Raw genomic sequence first — 15,125 nt, 5'->3', positions numbered from 1 at the left:
CCCACCCGTATCCTTCTCGGGTGCCGGTCCGCCTCCAGATCCTCCTCGCGGGGGCGGCGTCCCTCGGTCTCGCCCTGCTGCTCTGGGTGCTCGTCGACACCGGAGCCACCGACGGCCTCGACGGGTCGCTCTCGGGCATGGTCGCCCACGGCGGCTTCTGGCACGGCCTCGCCCGCGCGGTCGAGGAGGCCTTCGAGACCTGGCCGATGGTGGTCTACAACCTGGCGCTGATCGTCAGCCTCCTGGCGAAGGGGTACCGCCGCCCGGCCGCCTACGCCGCCATCGTCAACGTGACCGCGGCGATCGCCTCCCCCGTCGTGAAGAGCCTCACGGACCGGCCCCGCCCGGCCTGGCAGGACCCGGCCCACGCGTACGTGCACGCCACCTCGTTCCCGAGCGGGCACGTGCTGCACGCGACCGCCTTCCTCGGCACCGCCGTCGTGCTCACCCTCGTCTTCCTGCGCAAGCGCAGCCAGCGCCGCCTGCTGGTCGGCGCGTGCCTCGCCGGGATCCTCGTCGTGGCGCTCGACCGGCTGGCGCTCGGGCGGCACTACCCGACCGACGTCGCCGCCGGGGCCCTGATCGGCGCCGGGATCGTGCTGGTCGCGCTGGCGGCGTACTCCCCCGTCCCGCGGCTCACCGTGCCGCCCCAGCCGCTCGCGCTGCCCGCGCCGCAGCACCACGAGGCACGGCAGTGCGCGGTGGTGCTCAACCCGATCAAGGTCGACTCGGTCGGCGCCTTCCAGGCCATGGCCGCCGAGATCGCGGCGGCGAGCGGATGGGAGGAGCCGCGCTACTACCTCACCACGGTCGAGGACTCGGGCACCGGCCAGGCCGCCCAGGCCGCCATCGACGGCGCGTCGCTCGTGCTGGTCTGCGGCGGCGACGGCACCGTCCGGGAGGTCTGCGCTGAGCTCGCCGGGACCGGCATCCCCGTCGGCGTGATCCCCGCCGGCACCGGCAACCTGCTGGCCCGCAACCTCTCGCTCCCGCTCTACCTGCGCTCGGCGATCGACACCGCGTTCAACGGCCAGGACCACGCCATCGACATGGTCGAGGTCAGCGGCGACAACATGGAGCCGTCGCACTTCCTCGTCATGGCCGGGATGGGCTTCGACGCCGCGATCATGGAGGGCGCCAACGAGGCGATCAAGGCGAGGATCGGCTGGTTCGCCTACGTGCTCTCCGGCCTCAAGGCGCTGATGTTCCCGGCGGTCAAGGTCGAGATCTCCATCGACGGGGGCGAGTTCACCAAGCACCGCGCGCGGACCATCGTCGTCGGGAACGTCGGCACGCTCACCGGCGGCATGCCGCTCATCCCCGACGCCGCCATCGACGACGGGCTGCTCGACGTCGTGCTGCTGCACCCGCAGCGGTTCCTGTCGTGGCTGCCCCTGGCCTTCCGCATCCTCACCAAGCGGCCACACATCGACGACACGATCAACCGGTTCACCGGCCGCGAGGTCGTGATCCGCGCCGATCGCGAGACCCCGCGCCAGCTCGACGGCGACTCCGTCGGCCCGGGCCGCGAGCTCACCATGCGCAACATCCACGGCCGGCTCCTGGTCCGCGTCCCGCGCTAGTGGTCCGTACGCCGTCAGGCGCATCTCCCGACGTACTCCTGCGTCCCCGCCGTGGCGTAGCAGAGGTCGCCCAGCTCGACCGGCGTCAGCGTCGGCGTCGCACCGCCGCCGAGCTTCCAGCGGATCGTCCGCTGGGGCGCGCCCTCCGAGGTGTCGGCGCCGGCCCGGTAGCGGGTGTAGAGCTGGTGGTCGGCCCCGATCCACGTCTGCTCCGAGGTGCCGTCCGCCTCGACGCCGCTCCCGAGAGGAGGGGATCCCGCGGCCCGCGTCGCCTCGACCAGCGCGTCGTCCACCAGCGCCCACACGGTCCACTCGGTGTGGTCGCAGCAGTCCCGCTTCACGACGAACCCGACGGCGCCGTGGGGCCCTTGGACGTCGACGGGCAGCACGCTCCACGTGGAGCCGTCGTCCGGCTGCTGGGTGCCGACCCGCACCTCCGCCTCGGTGGGTCCGACGCCCTGGCTCCCGGAGGTCACGTGGAGGCGCACCTCGTCCCCGCCGCCGAGGAGGGCGACCGAGTAGCTCGCGTCCTGGAGGTCGGCGCCGCCGCCGACTCCGACCGGATCCTCCATCCCCGGGTCGGCGGGGAAGAGCTTCTCGAGGCCCTCGGTCGAGCCGAGGTCGGGCGCGGCCTCGGCGCGGGACCCGCAGGGCTCGGGGTCGACGTCGACGGAGGTGCCGAGGCAGTAGTCGTCGGTCGCCTCGCCGGAGAGCTCGAATCCCCCGGCACTCGGACGTGCCACGACCCGGAGGGTGCTCAGCCGCTGCGGAGACGCGCCGGCGTCGCCGAGCGACCCGACCAGGAGGTCGAAGGAGCCGTCGATCCAGATCCTCTGCCGGGTGCCCGAGCCGAGGACGGGCAGGGTCGAGGCGCTGTCCCAGCCCGGCTGCACCTGCCCCCACACCTGACGGAGCGCGCCGTCCCTCCACTGCCAGATGGTGGCGAGCAGGGCGTCGTCGCCGAGCCGGGAGGCCACCTCCTGCGCCGTCGTCGGCCGTGCCGCGTTCGACGATCCGGGCGGCTCCAGCGTGACGAAGACGGGCATCGAGCCGTCGTCGGAGGGGATCTCGGCGCAGCACATCGCCTGCGTGACGCCGGCGGGGCCGTTGACGTCGCCGGCCTTCGAGAGATGGACGGTCAGCGTGCCGCTCGGTCGGAGGTCGATGGTGTCGTCGATGCCGTCGCCGTCCAGATCCATGCCCCCGGCCAGCGGGACCCCGGTGGTCGGCGCGGGGGCGGGCGAGATGTCGTCGCCGCGGTCGCGATCCCCGTGGCCGATCCCGACGACAGCCACCACGGCGAGCGCGGCGAGGCCGGCGAGGCCGGCTCCCCACCAGCGGACCCGCCGACGCGGTAGCGCCGCGGGGAGGAGGAAGGGCCGGAGGTCGCCCGCCCGGACACCGTCGGCGCGGGCGGCCAGGGCGGCCCGCAGCCGCTCTTCGAGCGAGGTGTCGGTGGTCATGACCGGGCCTCCGTGTCCTGCGTGTCCTGCGCGTCATCGTGGGGGTCGTGGGCGGCCAGCGCGCGGCCGAGCGCGGCGAGCCCGCGGCTGGCCGTGGACTTCACCGCGCCGCGGGACAGGCCGAGGGTCTCGGCGATGTCGGCCTCCGTGAGGCCGGACCAGTAGCGCAGCACCAGCACCTCGCGCTGTCGCGGCGCCAGCCCGGCGAGCGCCGCCAGCACCTCACGGTGCTCGTCGGCGACGAGGACGGCATCGTCCGCGCCGGGGACCGGAGTCGGCGTGGGTGGCACATAGGCCCTCGCCGTACGACGTCGCCGCAATGCCGAGCGCGAGCCGTTGACCACCGCCGTCCTCAGATAGGCCACCGCCGCCTGGGGCTCCCGCAGCGCGCCGGCGCGGCCGAGCGCGGCGGTGACGGCGTCCTGCACGACGTCCTCCGCCAGCTCCCGGTCGTCGACGAGCAGGACCGCGAGCCGCACCAGGCTGAGCCGGTGCAACGCGTAGATCTCGGCCAGATCCGCTCGCGGGATCCCCATCTGCGCCTCCTCGTCGGACCAGGGCGGCCCTCTCACCTAGCAAGACGCGCGAGATCCGCGAAGGTTGCTCCGTCACACGAAGGTAACTCCGCCGGGCGGCGTTCTCTCGTACGCTGAGGCGGTGACAGTGCTGGGAGAGGCGGCCGCGACGACGGCGGCCGACATGTTCGAGTTGGCGCCGGTGGCGCTGTGGCTCGAGGACTTCTCCGGCCTCGTCGACCTCCTGACCGAGTGGCGGGCGGACGGCGTCACCGATCTGCGCGCCCACCTCGACGGCCGGATCGACCTCCTGGCCGAGAGCACCCGGCGCCTCCGGGTCCTGGCGGTCAACCGCTGCACGCTCGAGATGCTCGGCGCCCGCGACCTCGACGACCTGGTGGACAACCTCGACTCGGTCTTCCGCGGGGACATGTTCGAGGCCCACCTCGACGAGGTCGTGGCCTGCTGGGAGGGGCGCCGCGAGTTCACCACCCGCTCGGTCAACTACACCCTCGGCGGCAAGCGGCTCGACGTCGAGGTCAAGGTGACCGTGCTGCCCGGCCACGAGGAGACCTGGAGCCGGGTCATGGTCGCGGTCGAGGACATCACGGACCGGGTCAAGGCGCAGCAGGCCCTGGAGGAGAGCGAGCAGTACGCACGCGGCCTCTTCGACCACTCGCCGGTCTCGCTGCTGGTCCAGGACTTCAGCGGCGTCAAGCAGATCTTCGACCGGCTGCGGGCCGAGGGCGTGGACGACTTCGTGACCCTCGCGCGGACGCGTCCCGAGCTCGCGGCCGAGTGCATGGCCGGCGTACGCATCACGGAGGCCAACCAGCAGACGCTCGCGCTCTTCGGCGCGCGGGACCGCGACCACCTCCGCGCCAACGTCGCCACCGTGCTCCGCGAGGAGAGCCGGCGCAGCTTCGTCGAGATGATCGGCGAGATGTGGCACGGCCGCCTCCACCTGCAGCGCGAGCTGGTCGTCTACTCGATCCCGGGCGAGCGGATCGACGTGCACTACCAGCTCTCCGTGTTCCCGGGGCACGAGGACGACTGGAGCATGACGCTGTGCTCGATGATCGACATCTCGGCCCGCAAGCGCGCCGAGACCTACCTGGAGTATCTCGGCACCCACGACACCCTCACCGCGCTGAGCAATCGGGCGTTCTTCAACGACGAGATCGTCCGCCTGGCCGGGCGCGGGCCGTGGCCGGTGTCCGTGGCGGCCCTGGACCTCAACGGCCTCAAGGCGGTCAACGACGAGGCCGGGCACGCGGCCGGCGACGGCCTGCTCCGCCGCGCGGGGGAGGTGCTCGCGAAGGCGGTCGACACCGAGGCGGGCCAGTGCGCCGCTCGGATCGGCGGCGACGAGTTCGCGCTGCTCCTGCCCGCGACCGACGAGGCCGGCGCGCAACGGGTGGTCGGCCGGGTGCGGGAGCTGATCGAGCTCAACAACCTGCACTACGGCGAACCCGCCCTCGACTTCGCGATCGGCACGTCCACCGCGTCCAACCGGGCCGAGCTCCGGAAGACCCTGCATGCCGCCGACGAGGCGATGTACGTCGACAAGCGAGGCAGCCGGCGCTCACTAGGATGAGCCGGTGACCGTGACGCGCATCGCCTACCAGGGGGAGCCTGGGGCCAACTCGCACATCGTGTGCGCAGAGCACTACCCCGAGGCCGAGGCCGTGCCCTGTGCCTCCTTCGAGGACGTCTTCGCCGCGGTCGAGTCCGGCGACTGCCAGCTCGCGATGATCCCGATCGACAACTCGCTCGCGGGACGGGTGGCGGACATCCACCACTTCCTGCCCACCAGCGGCCTGCACATCGTCGCCGAGCACTTCCTGCGGATCCGCTTCCACCTGATGGGCCTGCCGGGCACGGCGATCGACGACATCAAGACCGTGCACTCCCACGTCCACGCCCTCGGCCAGTGCCGCAACCTCATCCGCGAGCACGGCTTCACACCGGTGATCTCCGGCGACACCGCGGGCGCCGCGCGCGAGGTCAAGGAGGCGGGCGACCCGACGATGGGCGCGATCGCGCCGCCGATGGCCGCCGACATCTACGGGCTCGACGTCCTCGCGACCGACGTCGAGGACGAGGACCACAACACGACGCGGTTCGTCGTGCTCGCGCCCGATCCGGTCGTCCCGGCGCAGGGCAGCGGGCCGACGGTCACGAGCTTCATCTTCAACGTGCGCAACCTCCCGGCGGCGCTCTACAAGGCGCTCGGCGGCTTCGCGACGAACGGCATCAACATGACCAAGCTGGAGAGCTACATGGTCGGCGGGGAGTTCGCCGCCACCCAGTTCCTCGCCGAGGTCGACGGGCATCCCGACGACCTCGGCCTGGCCCGGGCGCTGGAGGAGCTGACCTTCTTCACCACCGAGGTGAAGGTGCTCGGCGTCTACCCCGCCGACCCGTTCAGGAGCAGCTGACCAGCGTCCGGGTCGGCGAGCCCTCGACGGCTCGGAGGGTCAGCGACACCTGGCCCAGGCCGGGCGCCCACCACTCCGTGGTGTTGTGGATCTTGTACAGAGGCCGGAACTGGTTGGCGATCCGGCGCTTCCACTTGGCCTTGGCGTGCGCGACCTTGACGCTGGTCAGCACCGTCTTGGCGCCGACGGCCTTCACGTTCTGACCCCCCACCGAGATCGTGCGGGTCCCGAGGCCGACGATCCGGTAGCGGCCCGTGATGGTGATCTTCCGGCCACTCGTGAGGTACTTCTTACCCTCGCTCTTCGCCGCCTTCTTCGAGTAGCGGAAGGTCGTCACCCACGTGGCGGACCCGTGGGCGCGGTGCGCCAGGGAGGTCGGCGACGGATAGCGCGCCGCGAAGGCCTCGCGAATGGCGATGTCGGTGCTCCCCCACGACGACACGTGGGTGTAGCGGAGCGAGCTGCCCGCGATCTTGTACGTCGAGGGGTAGCCGAGGCTGACGAGCGTGGCCTTCGACCCGGAGCGCACGATGTCGGTGCTGGTGCTGCCGGAGCTCTCGCCGGTGTAGGTGCACGTCTCCGTGGTCGGCCAGAGGTAGGAGCCCCACGAGCCTGTCCCCGCCTTGGCGGCCTGCGCCCCCGGACTGCTCACGAGGAGCAGCGCCGTCGCGAGCGACAGCGTCACGGACCATGTCAGTGCGAGCATCCCGAGTCTCTTCATGGTCGCCAACCTACCCGCGATCACCACCGGGAAACCGGATCGGGAGCAAACCTGTCCGCGTGGAGGTCCCCGCGACCGACATCGGGGACACGGACCGCCGGCCCCGTCAGGAGCAGCTGACCAGCGTGTGGGTCGAGCTGTAGGCCGCGTACTCGAAGGAGACCTCGCCGACGCCCGGAGCCCACCACTCCGAGGACCTGATCGCGGCGAGCGACGGGCGGACCGAGGCCGCGTAGGCGCGCTTCCGCTTGGCCCGGACGTTGGTCAGCTTCACGTGCTTGAGCTCGGTCTTCGCCCCGACGGCCGTCACCGACGCGCCGCCGACCGTGAAGGCCCGCGTGCCCAGGCCCGTGATGCGGTAGCGCCCGGTGATGACGAGGGTCCTGCTGCCCTTCTTCAGGAGCTTGCGCACCGACGGGTCCTTGGCGGCCTTCTTGGTGAGGACGAGCTTGTTCACGACGGTCGCCGACCCGCGCTTGTGACGGGCCAGCGCCGAGGGTGACGGATAGTGCGCGGTGAACGCGGAGGTGTAGCGACCGAAGGAGGAGGAGAAGCGCATCCGCGTGGTGTAGACGAGCGAGCCGTCCTTCTTGGCACGGAACCTCTCGTCGTACGTGCCCTGGGTGCTCGACACGACCAAGCCCGAGCGCTGGAGCTCCTTGGTCTCGGTGAAGTGGTCGGAGGGGGTGACGACGTCGTACTGGCAGGTGCCGCTGGCCGGCCAGAGGTAGGACTTCCACGGCGCGTACGACGCCTTCGCGGCCTGCGCCTGCGGGCCGCCGGCGACGAGGAGCGCCGCGGTCAGGGAGAGCGTGGTGCACAGGGTGAGGGCGAGAGCGCCGAGTCGCGTCATGGCCCAGACCCTGCCCGCCCGCGCGGCTTCCCAAACCAGGCGCGCTCTCGACGCTGTGGCGTACCTCTGTCACAGTTGCGTCGTTGAAGCGATGTAACCCGCCTCACACTCCGGAGGATCCGTGTCCGAATCGTTCTTCTCCCTGTTCTCACCCCAGGAGATCGCCAAGATCAGCGCCGCCGGCACGCGGGTCTCGCTGCCCGAGGGCTGGTCGCCGATCTGGGAGGACACGCCGGCCGACAAGGCCTACATCATCCTCGCGGGCACCGTCTCCGTGCGCCGCGACGGCGAGGAGATCGTCCAGCTCGGCGAGGGCGACATCGTCGGCGAGGCCGCGATCCTCAATCGCGCGCTGCGCAACGCCTCCATCGTCGCGCTCACCCCGCTCGACCTCATCCACCTCTCCGCCGAGGCGCTCACCCGGCTCGACGTCGAGATGCCGACCTTCCACCAGGCTCTGGAGAAGGTCGCCGCGGAGAGGGTCTCCTGAGCGGCGAGGGGCCCGAGCGATCCGACGGCTCCGGCGGCTCCGGTGGAGCCGGCCCGTCGGGTGGGAGCGACGAGCCCGGGATCGAGCTCGCCGCCATCGAGGACCTCGTGCAGCAGGTGCTGCTCGGTGAGGCGCCCAGCCTGACCCGTCAGCAGGCGGCCGACGCCGCCGGGGTGCCGCTCGCCCTGGCCGACGAGCTGTGGCGGCTGCTCGGGTTCCCCCAGCCGGCGCCCGACGAGAAGGCGTTCACCCCGGCCGACGTCGAGGCGACCAAGCACACCAAGGCGCTGATCAAGGCCGGCGTGCTCTCCACCGACGAGCAGGCGGCCCTGGTGCGCACCTGGGGCCGCTCGTTCGCCCGTCTCGCCGAGTGGGAGGTGGCGCTGCTGGCCGAGGTCGCGCGGGAGCGGCCCGGCGACCTGCTGACCGAGGCGACGGCGCTCGCGAGCGACGTCCTGCCGCGGGTCGAGGCACTGCAGTCCTACATCTGGCGACGGCACCTCGCCAGCGCGACCGCCCGGGTGCTGTCGGTCGCCAGCGGTGAGGGCCGGGTGATGGCGGTCTGCTTCGTCGACATCGTCGGCTACACCGCCCGGTCGCGGTCGCTCTCGGAGGAGGAGCTCGTCGCCTGGATCGAGGAGTTCGAGGCCAGCGCGACCGGCGTCGTCGTCGACCACGGCTGCCGGGTCATCAAGACCCTCGGCGACGCCGTGCTCTTCGTCGGCGACGACCCGGTCGCGGCCGCGGAGGCGGCGCTGGCGCTCACCGAGAAGGGGGACGACGACGCCGACCCGTTCCCCCGTGTCCGGGCGGGACTCGCCGTGGGGCGCCTGGTGCCGCGTCTGGGCGACGTCTTCGGCCCCACGGTCAACGTCGCCTCCCGGCTGACCACCGTCGCCCGGCCCGGGACCGTCGTGATCGACGACGGAGCCGCCGACGCGCTCTCGGGCGGCTACTCGCTGCAGCGGCTCCGGCGTACGTCGGTGAAGGGGTACTCACGGCTGCAGCCGTGGGCGCTCCGCCGCATCGGCCACTGACCCCTCCCTCCCGAGTGGGGCCTCCAGGCCGGTCGAGTGGGGCCCTCGTGCACGTCGAATGGGGCCTTTGAGCAGATCGAGTGGGGGCTCGCGCGCGTCGAATGGGGGCTCCGGGAAGCCCCACCCGGCCAGAGCCCCCACTCGACCAGACCGGAGGCCCCACTCGACCCGGCCGAAGGCCCCACTCGACGGGTCAGAGGGGGAGGCCGCGGGCGGCGAGCCAGCCGAAGACGGCCGCCGGCTTGTCGCTGATCACGGCGCTGACACCGAGGTCGAGACAGAGGTCGAGGTCCCGCTCCTTGTTGACCGTCCAGACGTGGATCTCGTGGCCGGAGCGGCGGATGCTCTCGCCGAGGCGCGGGTGCTGGCGCAGCTCCTTGATCCCCGGCCCGACGATCCAGTCGGCGCCGATCGCGCTGCGCAGCAGCGACCAGTTGCGGGAGTGCTCGACCAGCTGCACGAGCCGGGTGCCGGGCGCGAGCCGCTCGATCCGCTGCAGCGCGGTGAAGCTGAAGCTCATCACCCGCACCGGGGCGTCCGGCCCGTCCCAGCCGAACTCGCGGAGCAGCTCGACCAGCCGCTTCTCGACCAGCCCGCCGTAGCGGGTCGGGTGCTTCGTCTCGATCGCCAACTCGACCCGGCGGCCGTGGACCGCCGTGTAGTCGCGCACCGTCTCGAGCAAGGTGCGCAGGGTCAGCACGCGGTCGAGGCGCTCGTCGCGATCGGGCTCCTCGTCGGCGAGGTCGGTCCAGGGGTTCTTCCACTTCGCCACGTCGAGCTCGGCGAGGTCGGCCAGCTCCATCGTCGAGACCACGCCGCGCTTGCCGGCGACCCGCTTGAGCGTGCGGTCGTGGACGCACACAAGGTGCCCGTCGGCGGTGAGCCGGACGTCGCACTCCAGAGCCTCCGCACCGACGTTGAGCGCCTCGACGTAGGCCCCCAGGGTGTGCTCGGCGATCGCGGCGCTGGCACCCCGATGGGCGACCACCTGCGGTCTCATGGCGCCCATTGTGGCCGAACGCGCGGGCGGTCGTGGCACGATCGTCGCATGCCGGAGCTGCCCGAGGTGGAGGCGCTGGCCCTCGACCTGGGCCGCCGCCTCGACGGTCGTGCGATCACCGCGGTGCACCTGGCCCAGTTCGCGGCCCTCAAGACGTTCGCCCCGCCGCTCACCGCCCTCTCCGGCGCCTTCGTCGACGGCGTACGACGGCATGGCAAGTTCCTCGACATCGAGGCGGGTGGCCTCCACCTGGTCGCCCATCTCGCGCGCGCCGGGTGGGTGCACTGGCGCGACTCGGTGCCGGCGCTCCCACCCAAGCCGTCGTCGAAGTCGCCGGTCGCGGCACGGGTCGTGATCGACTCCGAGGAGGGCATGGACTTCACCGAGGCGGGGACGAAGAAGTCACTCGCGCTGTGGGTCGTCCGCGACCCGCTCGAGGTGCCGGGGGTGGCCAGTCTCGGCCCGGATCCGCTCACCGACGACTTCACCCCCGAGGTGCTCGCCGCCATCCTCGCCCGCGAGGGCCGCAAGCAGATCAAGGGCGTGCTGCGGCACCAGGGCACCATCGCGGGGATCGGCAACGCCTACAGCGACGAGATCCTGTGGGAGGCGCGGCTCTCGCCCTACAAGCCGTCCGACACCGTCGACGCCGACGCGCTCTTCGAGGCGATCCAGTCGACGCTGCGCGCCGCCGTCGCCCGCTCGAGCGGCCTCGCCGCGAGCGAGCTGAAGCGGGAGAAGAAGTCGAACCTCGCCGTCCACGGCCAGACCGGCAAGCCCTGCCCCCGCTGCGGGGACATCGTCCGCGAGGTGTCCTTCGCCGACTCCTCCCTGCAGTACTGCCCCACCTGCCAGACCGGCGGCAAGCCCCTCGCCGACCGCCGAACGTCGAAGTTCCTCAAGTGAGGCCCCTCGGCTGCAACCGCGGGCCGTGCGAGTCACCTGGTGACGCCGAGTGCCCGCGGTCGACGGCGACGCTGTCCGGACCTGCGACGATGGGGGCGTGAGCATCCCCACCGTCACCATCGACCAGCTCCCCGACCCGCTGCCCGAGGGGCTGAGCGTGCTCGACGTACGCGAGGAGGTCGAGTGGGTGCACGGGCACATCGAGGGCGCGACGCACATCCCGCTGTCGTCGGTTCCGGTCCGGGCCAACGAGGTCCCCGACGGCCAGATCCTCGTGGTCTGCAAGGTCGGCGGGCGCAGCGCGCAGGCGACGATGTGGCTGGCGGCCAACGGCTACGAGGTGGTCAACCTCGACGGCGGCATGCTCGACTGGGAGGCCGCGGGCCGACCGATGGTGTCCGAGACAGGCGGCATCCCGCAGGTTCTCTGAGCACGACCCCGACTCGAAGCGGACCAAGCCCCCACTCGGGGTGAGGGGAGGCCCCACTCGCGGTGAGGGGAGGCCCCACTCGCGGTGAGGGGAGGCCCCAGTCGGGGTCAGAAGGGGTCGGGCAGCGCGAGGGCGTCGCCGAGGCGGCGGAGGTACTCCGAGCGCGGGATCTCGACGACGCCGAGGGTGGCGAGGTGGTCGGTGCGCCACTGCACGTCGAGCAGCCGGGAGCCCGCGCTCCCCGCGGCGCGCAGGACCTCGACCAGCCCGAGCAGCGCGACCTTCGAGGCGTCGCGCTCGCGGTGGAACATCGACTCCCCCGCGAACAGCCCGCCGATCGCGACGCCGTAGAGGCCCCCGGCCAGGCGACCGTCGAGCGTCCAGGCCTCGACCGAGTGCGCCCACCCGAGCCGGTGCAGCTCGCCGTACGCCGTCGCGATGCGGTCGTCGATCCAGCCCCCGTCCCGCGCCGGATCCCCGCAGGCCGCGACGACCTCGTCGAACGCCGTGTCGACCCGGATCTCGAAGCGCCGTGCCGACTTCGCGAGGGAGCGCGTGACCCGCAGGCCGTCGAGGGGCAGCACCCCCCGGCGTACGGGGGAGAACCACTGCAGCGGATCCCGGCGCCGCCGGCCGGGCATCGGGAAGATCCCGCCGCGGTAGGCCGCCAGCAGGGTGCCGGGCGCGAGGTCGGCGCCCATCGCGACCAGGTCGTCGAGCCGGTCGTCGTCGGGGTCGCCGAAGATCCACGGCGAGGAGGGCGGCTCGATCGGCACGCCTCGACGCTACCGGCGTGGCTCTACGCTGTGAGCGTGAAGAGCGCGACCAAGAAGACGGTCTCAGCCGTCGGCACCTCCCTCGCACCGAAGATCGTCGAGTTCGCGCCGGGCGCGACGAGCGCGTTCATCAACCAGGCCCTGACCCGCGCCATCGCGGGCCTCGGCCCGCTGCCGGGCGCCGCCAAGGCCGCCGACGCCGCCCTCGCCAAGCACCACACCGTCGAGAAGGCGATCCGCTCCCTCATCGCCCGTCACGTCGCGTACGCCGGCACGGAGGGCTTCGCCACCAACCTCGGCGGCCTGGTGACCGCCGTCGTCAGCGTGCCGGCCAACGTCACCGGCCTCGCGGTGATCCAGTGCCGGCTGATCGCGGCGATCGCGCACCTGCGCGGCTACGACCTGAAGGACCCGCGGGTGCGCAACGCGATGCTCATGATCATGCTGGGCGAGTCGGCGGTCGACGCCAAGGTCGCGAAGAAGAAGCTCCCCTCGACGCCCATGGCGGTCGCAACGGCGCCCGGCTACGACCCCAGCCTCGACCCGATCATCACCGCCGAGGTCGCCTCGGACATGCTCAGCCGCGTCGCGGGCAAGCGCCTGGCCGCCACCATCGGCAAGAAGACGCCGGTCATCGGCGGCTTCGTCGGCGCCGGCTCCGACGGCTGGGAGACGTACCAGGTCGGGCGCTACGCGCGTCGCGAGCTGCTGCCGCGCACCCGGCGGTAGACCCGGCGCGACACCCCGCGCACGGCGTTGCGCACGCCGGCCACCTCGCGCAGCTGCTCCACCTCGGCTCGCAGGGCGTCGCGCTCCCGCATCAGCCGTCCGGCCTCCTCGAGCAGGGCGAGGGTGGCGTTCGTGGCGATCGAGGCGACCCGCTCGGGGTCGGGCCGGTCGGGGTCGACGAAGTCCACGGGTGCCTCGCCGAGGAGCTCCTCGAGCTCGCCCACGACGTCGTACCCCGCTCCGCGCAGCTGGTCGACCCACCCCGCCGACAGCGCGGCGACCCACGGGACGTCGCCCGGCGGCACGCTGATCCTGCGCTTCCCCTTCCGCTGGGCCAGCGTCCGGTGGGAGAGGAACTCCATCACCAGCCAGCGGTACTCCGGCTTGGACAGGAACGCCGGCGTCTGCTCGTTGAGGCCGCGCACGAACGAGGTGGCGTTGGCGCCCATCGACTCGTTCGCCCGGTCGCTCGCGCTCGGCAGCCCGAACCCGTCCAGCCCGAAGGCCGTCTCCAGGCGCTTCCACAGCACCGACGGGTCGGTGCCGCGCGGCGGCAGCGTCACGAGGTGGACGCGCTCCGGCGGCAGGTCGCCGGCCCACCGCTCGAGGATCCCGGACAGGTCCTGCACGCCCCAGAAGAGGTCCGCGCTGCGCCCACTGCGCGTCCGGATCGCGGCGAGGAAGTCGGCGTAGGTCTCGGTGCCGAAGTGCTTGACCGTCTCCTGCCACTCGGCCGGGATCTGGCGGAACAGGTCGCGGACGGTGAGCACCAGGTGGATCTCGGCGTCGCCGAAGGAGGAGAGCGCCCGCCGGGCCTGCTCCGGGGTCGCGCCCGCGAGGATCTCGCAGCTGACGATGTGGGTGCCGGACTCCGAGCGGACCTCGGCCGCGAGCGCGTCCCAGTCGCCGACCACCTCGTCCTCGAGGCCGCCCCACTCCCGCCGGATCAGGTCGAGGGACGCCCGGAACTGCATGTCCACGGTCGCGCCGGGATAGTGGACGCCCCGCTCCGCGAGCACCAGCCGATGCCGAAACAGGATGTCCTGGAAGAACGTCGTCGCCGTCTTCGGCGTACCCACATGGAGCAGCACCCTTGCACCCATGACGCCGAGCCTAGGGCCTCAACCTGTGCGCCGGATGTACGCGCTCGGCCCTTCTCGCCCGACCCATAGGATCACCGCCATGGCAACCGTCGGCATCGTGGTCCGCACCAAGGACCGGCCCCACTTCCTCCAGCGGGCGCTGCGGAGCATCACCGGACAGACGTACGCCGACTGGCAGGCCTTCATCGTCAACGACGGTGGCGACCCGGCCGGCGTGCGAGAGGTGGTCGAGACGCTCGACCCCGCCAACCGGGCCCGCGTGACGATCATCGACCATCCGACGTCCCTGGGCCGCTGGTCGAGCGCCAACGCGGGCGTCACGGCCGGCGACACGACGTACCTCGTCCTGCACGACGACGACGACAGCTGGGCGCCGGCCTTCCTGGAGACCTCGGTCGCCTACCTCGACGCGCACCCGCTGGCACCGGGCGTGGTGAGCCGCGTCGAGATCGTGTGGGAGGAGCGCGCCGAGGCGCCCGACGGCGGGATCGCGTTCGTCGAGACCGGGCGCGAGGTCTTCCAGGAGCACCTGCACGACCCGCTGCTCGGCTCGACGCTGCTGTTCAACCGGTTCGTGCCGATCGGCTTCCTCTACCGCCGGGCCCTGCACGACGAGGTCGGGCTCTACGACGAGAGCCTCGCCGTCGTCGGCGACTGGGAGTTCAACCTCCGCGTGATGTCGCGCTGGGCGCTCACCTGGCTCGACGGGCCGCCGCTGGCCTTCTGGCACCAGCGGCCCGCAGCGGGCGGCGCCGACGGCAACTCCGTCATCGGGTCGGAGGGCGCCCACGAGAAGTACGACGCCCTGGTCCGCGACGCCGCCCTGCGGCAGTACGCCGGCGAGCACGGTCTCGGCCTCGTGCTCTATCTCACCAAGTTCATCGACCAGCGGTTCGTGGACGTCGAGAACGGCCTGCGCCGCGACATCCTCTCCGGCGAGTCCGGCGTCGTCGCCGCCCACCGGCTCAAGGACACCGCGCTCTCCAAGCTCCCCTGGCGCCGGCGCCGCTGACCCGCGCGGTCAGCTGGGGTCCGGTCGGCGCAGCAGCCGCCGGCCGGCCCGGAGCGCGCGGGCGGG

General features: G+C 72.4%; 16 protein-coding genes. 9 read left to right on the top strand and 7 right to left on the bottom strand.

The features are described 5' to 3' along the window. The first annotated feature begins 20 nt into the window (after positions 1-20). The gene (locus tag QM572_RS10290) at positions 21-1,583 is read left to right on the top strand and encodes a YegS/Rv2252/BmrU family lipid kinase (protein WP_415092728.1); all 1,563 of its coding nucleotides are present in this window, start codon (positions 21-23) and stop codon (positions 1,581-1,583) included. Between the two features lie 14 nt (positions 1,584-1,597). Here QM572_RS10290 and QM572_RS10285 read toward each other — a convergent pair whose 3' ends face one another. After that, on the bottom strand, positions 1,598-3,046 hold the full coding sequence (locus QM572_RS10285; protein WP_415092726.1) for a hypothetical protein: 1,449 nt from the start codon (positions 3,044-3,046) through the stop codon (positions 1,598-1,600). After that, positions 3,043-3,582: an RNA polymerase sigma factor gene (locus tag QM572_RS10280; RefSeq protein WP_415092724.1), complete on the bottom strand. Its 540-nt coding sequence runs from the start codon at positions 3,580-3,582 to the stop codon at positions 3,043-3,045. Before QM572_RS10280 ends, QM572_RS10285 begins: the two co-directional genes overlap by 4 nt. A gap of 121 nt (positions 3,583-3,703) precedes the next feature. Here QM572_RS10280 and QM572_RS10275 point away from each other — a divergent pair, with 121 nt between their 5' ends. Both QM572_RS10275 and QM572_RS10270 read left to right on the top strand, forming a co-directional pair. Further along, positions 3,704-5,158 (top strand): diguanylate cyclase domain-containing protein, encoded by a 1,455-nt coding sequence (locus QM572_RS10275; RefSeq protein WP_415092722.1) that lies wholly within the window; start codon positions 3,704-3,706, stop codon positions 5,156-5,158. A gap of 4 nt (positions 5,159-5,162) precedes the next feature. Continuing rightward, positions 5,163-6,002, top strand: coding sequence for a prephenate dehydratase (locus tag QM572_RS10270; protein ID WP_415092720.1), 840 nt, complete (start codon positions 5,163-5,165; stop codon positions 6,000-6,002). On the opposite strand, the gene QM572_RS10265 is transcribed toward QM572_RS10270, so the two are convergent. After that, complete coding sequence (locus tag QM572_RS10265) at positions 5,989-6,723, bottom strand: hypothetical protein (RefSeq protein WP_415092718.1); 735 nt, start codon at positions 6,721-6,723, stop codon at positions 5,989-5,991. The genes QM572_RS10270 and QM572_RS10265 overlap by 14 nt on opposite strands. 106 nt (positions 6,724-6,829) lie before the next feature. Then, positions 6,830-7,576 (bottom strand): hypothetical protein, encoded by a 747-nt coding sequence (locus QM572_RS10260; protein WP_415092716.1) that lies wholly within the window; start codon positions 7,574-7,576, stop codon positions 6,830-6,832. A 121-nt stretch (positions 7,577-7,697) separates the two neighbouring features. On the opposite strand from QM572_RS10260, the gene QM572_RS10255 reads away from it, so the two are divergent. Both QM572_RS10255 and QM572_RS10250 read left to right on the top strand, forming a co-directional pair. After that, positions 7,698-8,066: a Crp/Fnr family transcriptional regulator gene (locus QM572_RS10255; RefSeq protein WP_415092714.1), complete on the top strand. Its 369-nt coding sequence runs from the start codon at positions 7,698-7,700 to the stop codon at positions 8,064-8,066. Between the two features lie 107 nt (positions 8,067-8,173). Then, entirely contained in the window at positions 8,174-9,103 is a 930-nt protein-coding gene (locus QM572_RS10250; RefSeq protein ID WP_415092712.1) for an adenylate/guanylate cyclase domain-containing protein, read from the top strand. 193 nt (positions 9,104-9,296) lie between these two features. On the opposite strand, the gene QM572_RS10245 is transcribed toward QM572_RS10250, so the two are convergent. Then, on the bottom strand, positions 9,297-10,103 hold the full coding sequence (locus tag QM572_RS10245) for a glycerophosphodiester phosphodiesterase family protein (protein WP_415092710.1): 807 nt from the start codon (positions 10,101-10,103) through the stop codon (positions 9,297-9,299). Positions 10,104-10,151: 48 nt separating this feature from the next. Here QM572_RS10245 and QM572_RS10240 point away from each other — a divergent pair, with 48 nt between their 5' ends. After that, positions 10,152-11,009 carry an Fpg/Nei family DNA glycosylase gene (locus QM572_RS10240; RefSeq protein ID WP_415092708.1) on the top strand — a complete coding sequence of 286 codons (858 nt, stop codon included), beginning with the start codon at positions 10,152-10,154 and terminating at the stop codon, positions 11,007-11,009. Between the two features lie 97 nt (positions 11,010-11,106). Next, positions 11,107-11,439, top strand: coding sequence for a rhodanese-like domain-containing protein (locus QM572_RS10235; protein WP_415092706.1), 333 nt, complete (start codon positions 11,107-11,109; stop codon positions 11,437-11,439). Between the two features lie 107 nt (positions 11,440-11,546). Here the strand turns inward: QM572_RS10235 and aat are convergent, their stop codons facing one another. Further along, complete coding sequence (gene aat, locus QM572_RS10230; protein WP_415092704.1) at positions 11,547-12,215, bottom strand: leucyl/phenylalanyl-tRNA--protein transferase; 669 nt, start codon at positions 12,213-12,215, stop codon at positions 11,547-11,549. Positions 12,216-12,251: 36 nt separating this feature from the next. On the opposite strand from aat, the gene QM572_RS10225 reads away from it, so the two are divergent. Then, the gene (locus QM572_RS10225) at positions 12,252-12,944 is read left to right on the top strand and encodes an EcsC family protein (RefSeq protein WP_415092702.1); all 693 of its coding nucleotides are present in this window, start codon (positions 12,252-12,254) and stop codon (positions 12,942-12,944) included. Here QM572_RS10225 and QM572_RS10220 read toward each other — a convergent pair. Further along, positions 12,905-14,047: a hypothetical protein gene (locus tag QM572_RS10220; RefSeq protein ID WP_415092700.1), complete on the bottom strand. Its 1,143-nt coding sequence runs from the start codon at positions 14,045-14,047 to the stop codon at positions 12,905-12,907. The two genes, QM572_RS10225 and QM572_RS10220, sit on opposite strands and share 40 nt — an antisense overlap. Before the next feature lie 79 nt (positions 14,048-14,126). Between QM572_RS10220 and QM572_RS10215 the strand changes: the two genes are divergently transcribed. Next, a complete protein-coding gene (locus QM572_RS10215; RefSeq protein ID WP_415092698.1) occupies positions 14,127-15,059 on the top strand; it encodes a glycosyltransferase family 2 protein in 933 nt (310 codons plus the stop codon). Positions 15,060-15,125 lie beyond the last annotated feature (66 nt).

The organism is Nocardioides sp., assembly GCF_047607365.1.
Taxonomy (GTDB): domain Bacteria; phylum Actinomycetota; class Actinomycetes; order Propionibacteriales; family Nocardioidaceae; genus Nocardioides.
The sequence above is the reverse complement of the archived record's forward strand: the minus strand, read 5'-3'. Positions and strand labels throughout refer to the sequence as shown.

Excerpts from the sequence above, each read along its gene's own strand:
- QM572_RS10285 (WP_415092726.1), bottom strand. The coding sequence starts at position 3,046 with ATGACCACCGACACCTCGCTCGAAGAGCGGCTGCGGGCCGCCCTGGCC.
- QM572_RS10280 (WP_415092724.1), bottom strand. The coding sequence starts at position 3,582 with ATGGGGATCCCGCGAGCGGATCTGGCCGAGATCTACGCGTTGCACCGG.
- QM572_RS10265 (WP_415092718.1), bottom strand. The coding sequence starts at position 6,723 with ATGAAGAGACTCGGGATGCTCGCACTGACATGGTCCGTGACGCTGTCG.
- QM572_RS10260 (WP_415092716.1), bottom strand. The coding sequence starts at position 7,576 with ATGACGCGACTCGGCGCTCTCGCCCTCACCCTGTGCACCACGCTCTCC.
- QM572_RS10245 (WP_415092710.1), bottom strand. The coding sequence starts at position 10,103 with ATGAGACCGCAGGTGGTCGCCCATCGGGGTGCCAGCGCCGCGATCGCC.
- QM572_RS10240 (WP_415092708.1), top strand. The coding sequence starts at position 10,152 with ATGCCGGAGCTGCCCGAGGTGGAGGCGCTGGCCCTCGACCTGGGCCGC.
- QM572_RS10220 (WP_415092700.1), bottom strand. The coding sequence starts at position 14,047 with ATGGGTGCAAGGGTGCTGCTCCATGTGGGTACGCCGAAGACGGCGACG.
- QM572_RS10215 (WP_415092698.1), top strand. The coding sequence starts at position 14,127 with ATGGCAACCGTCGGCATCGTGGTCCGCACCAAGGACCGGCCCCACTTC.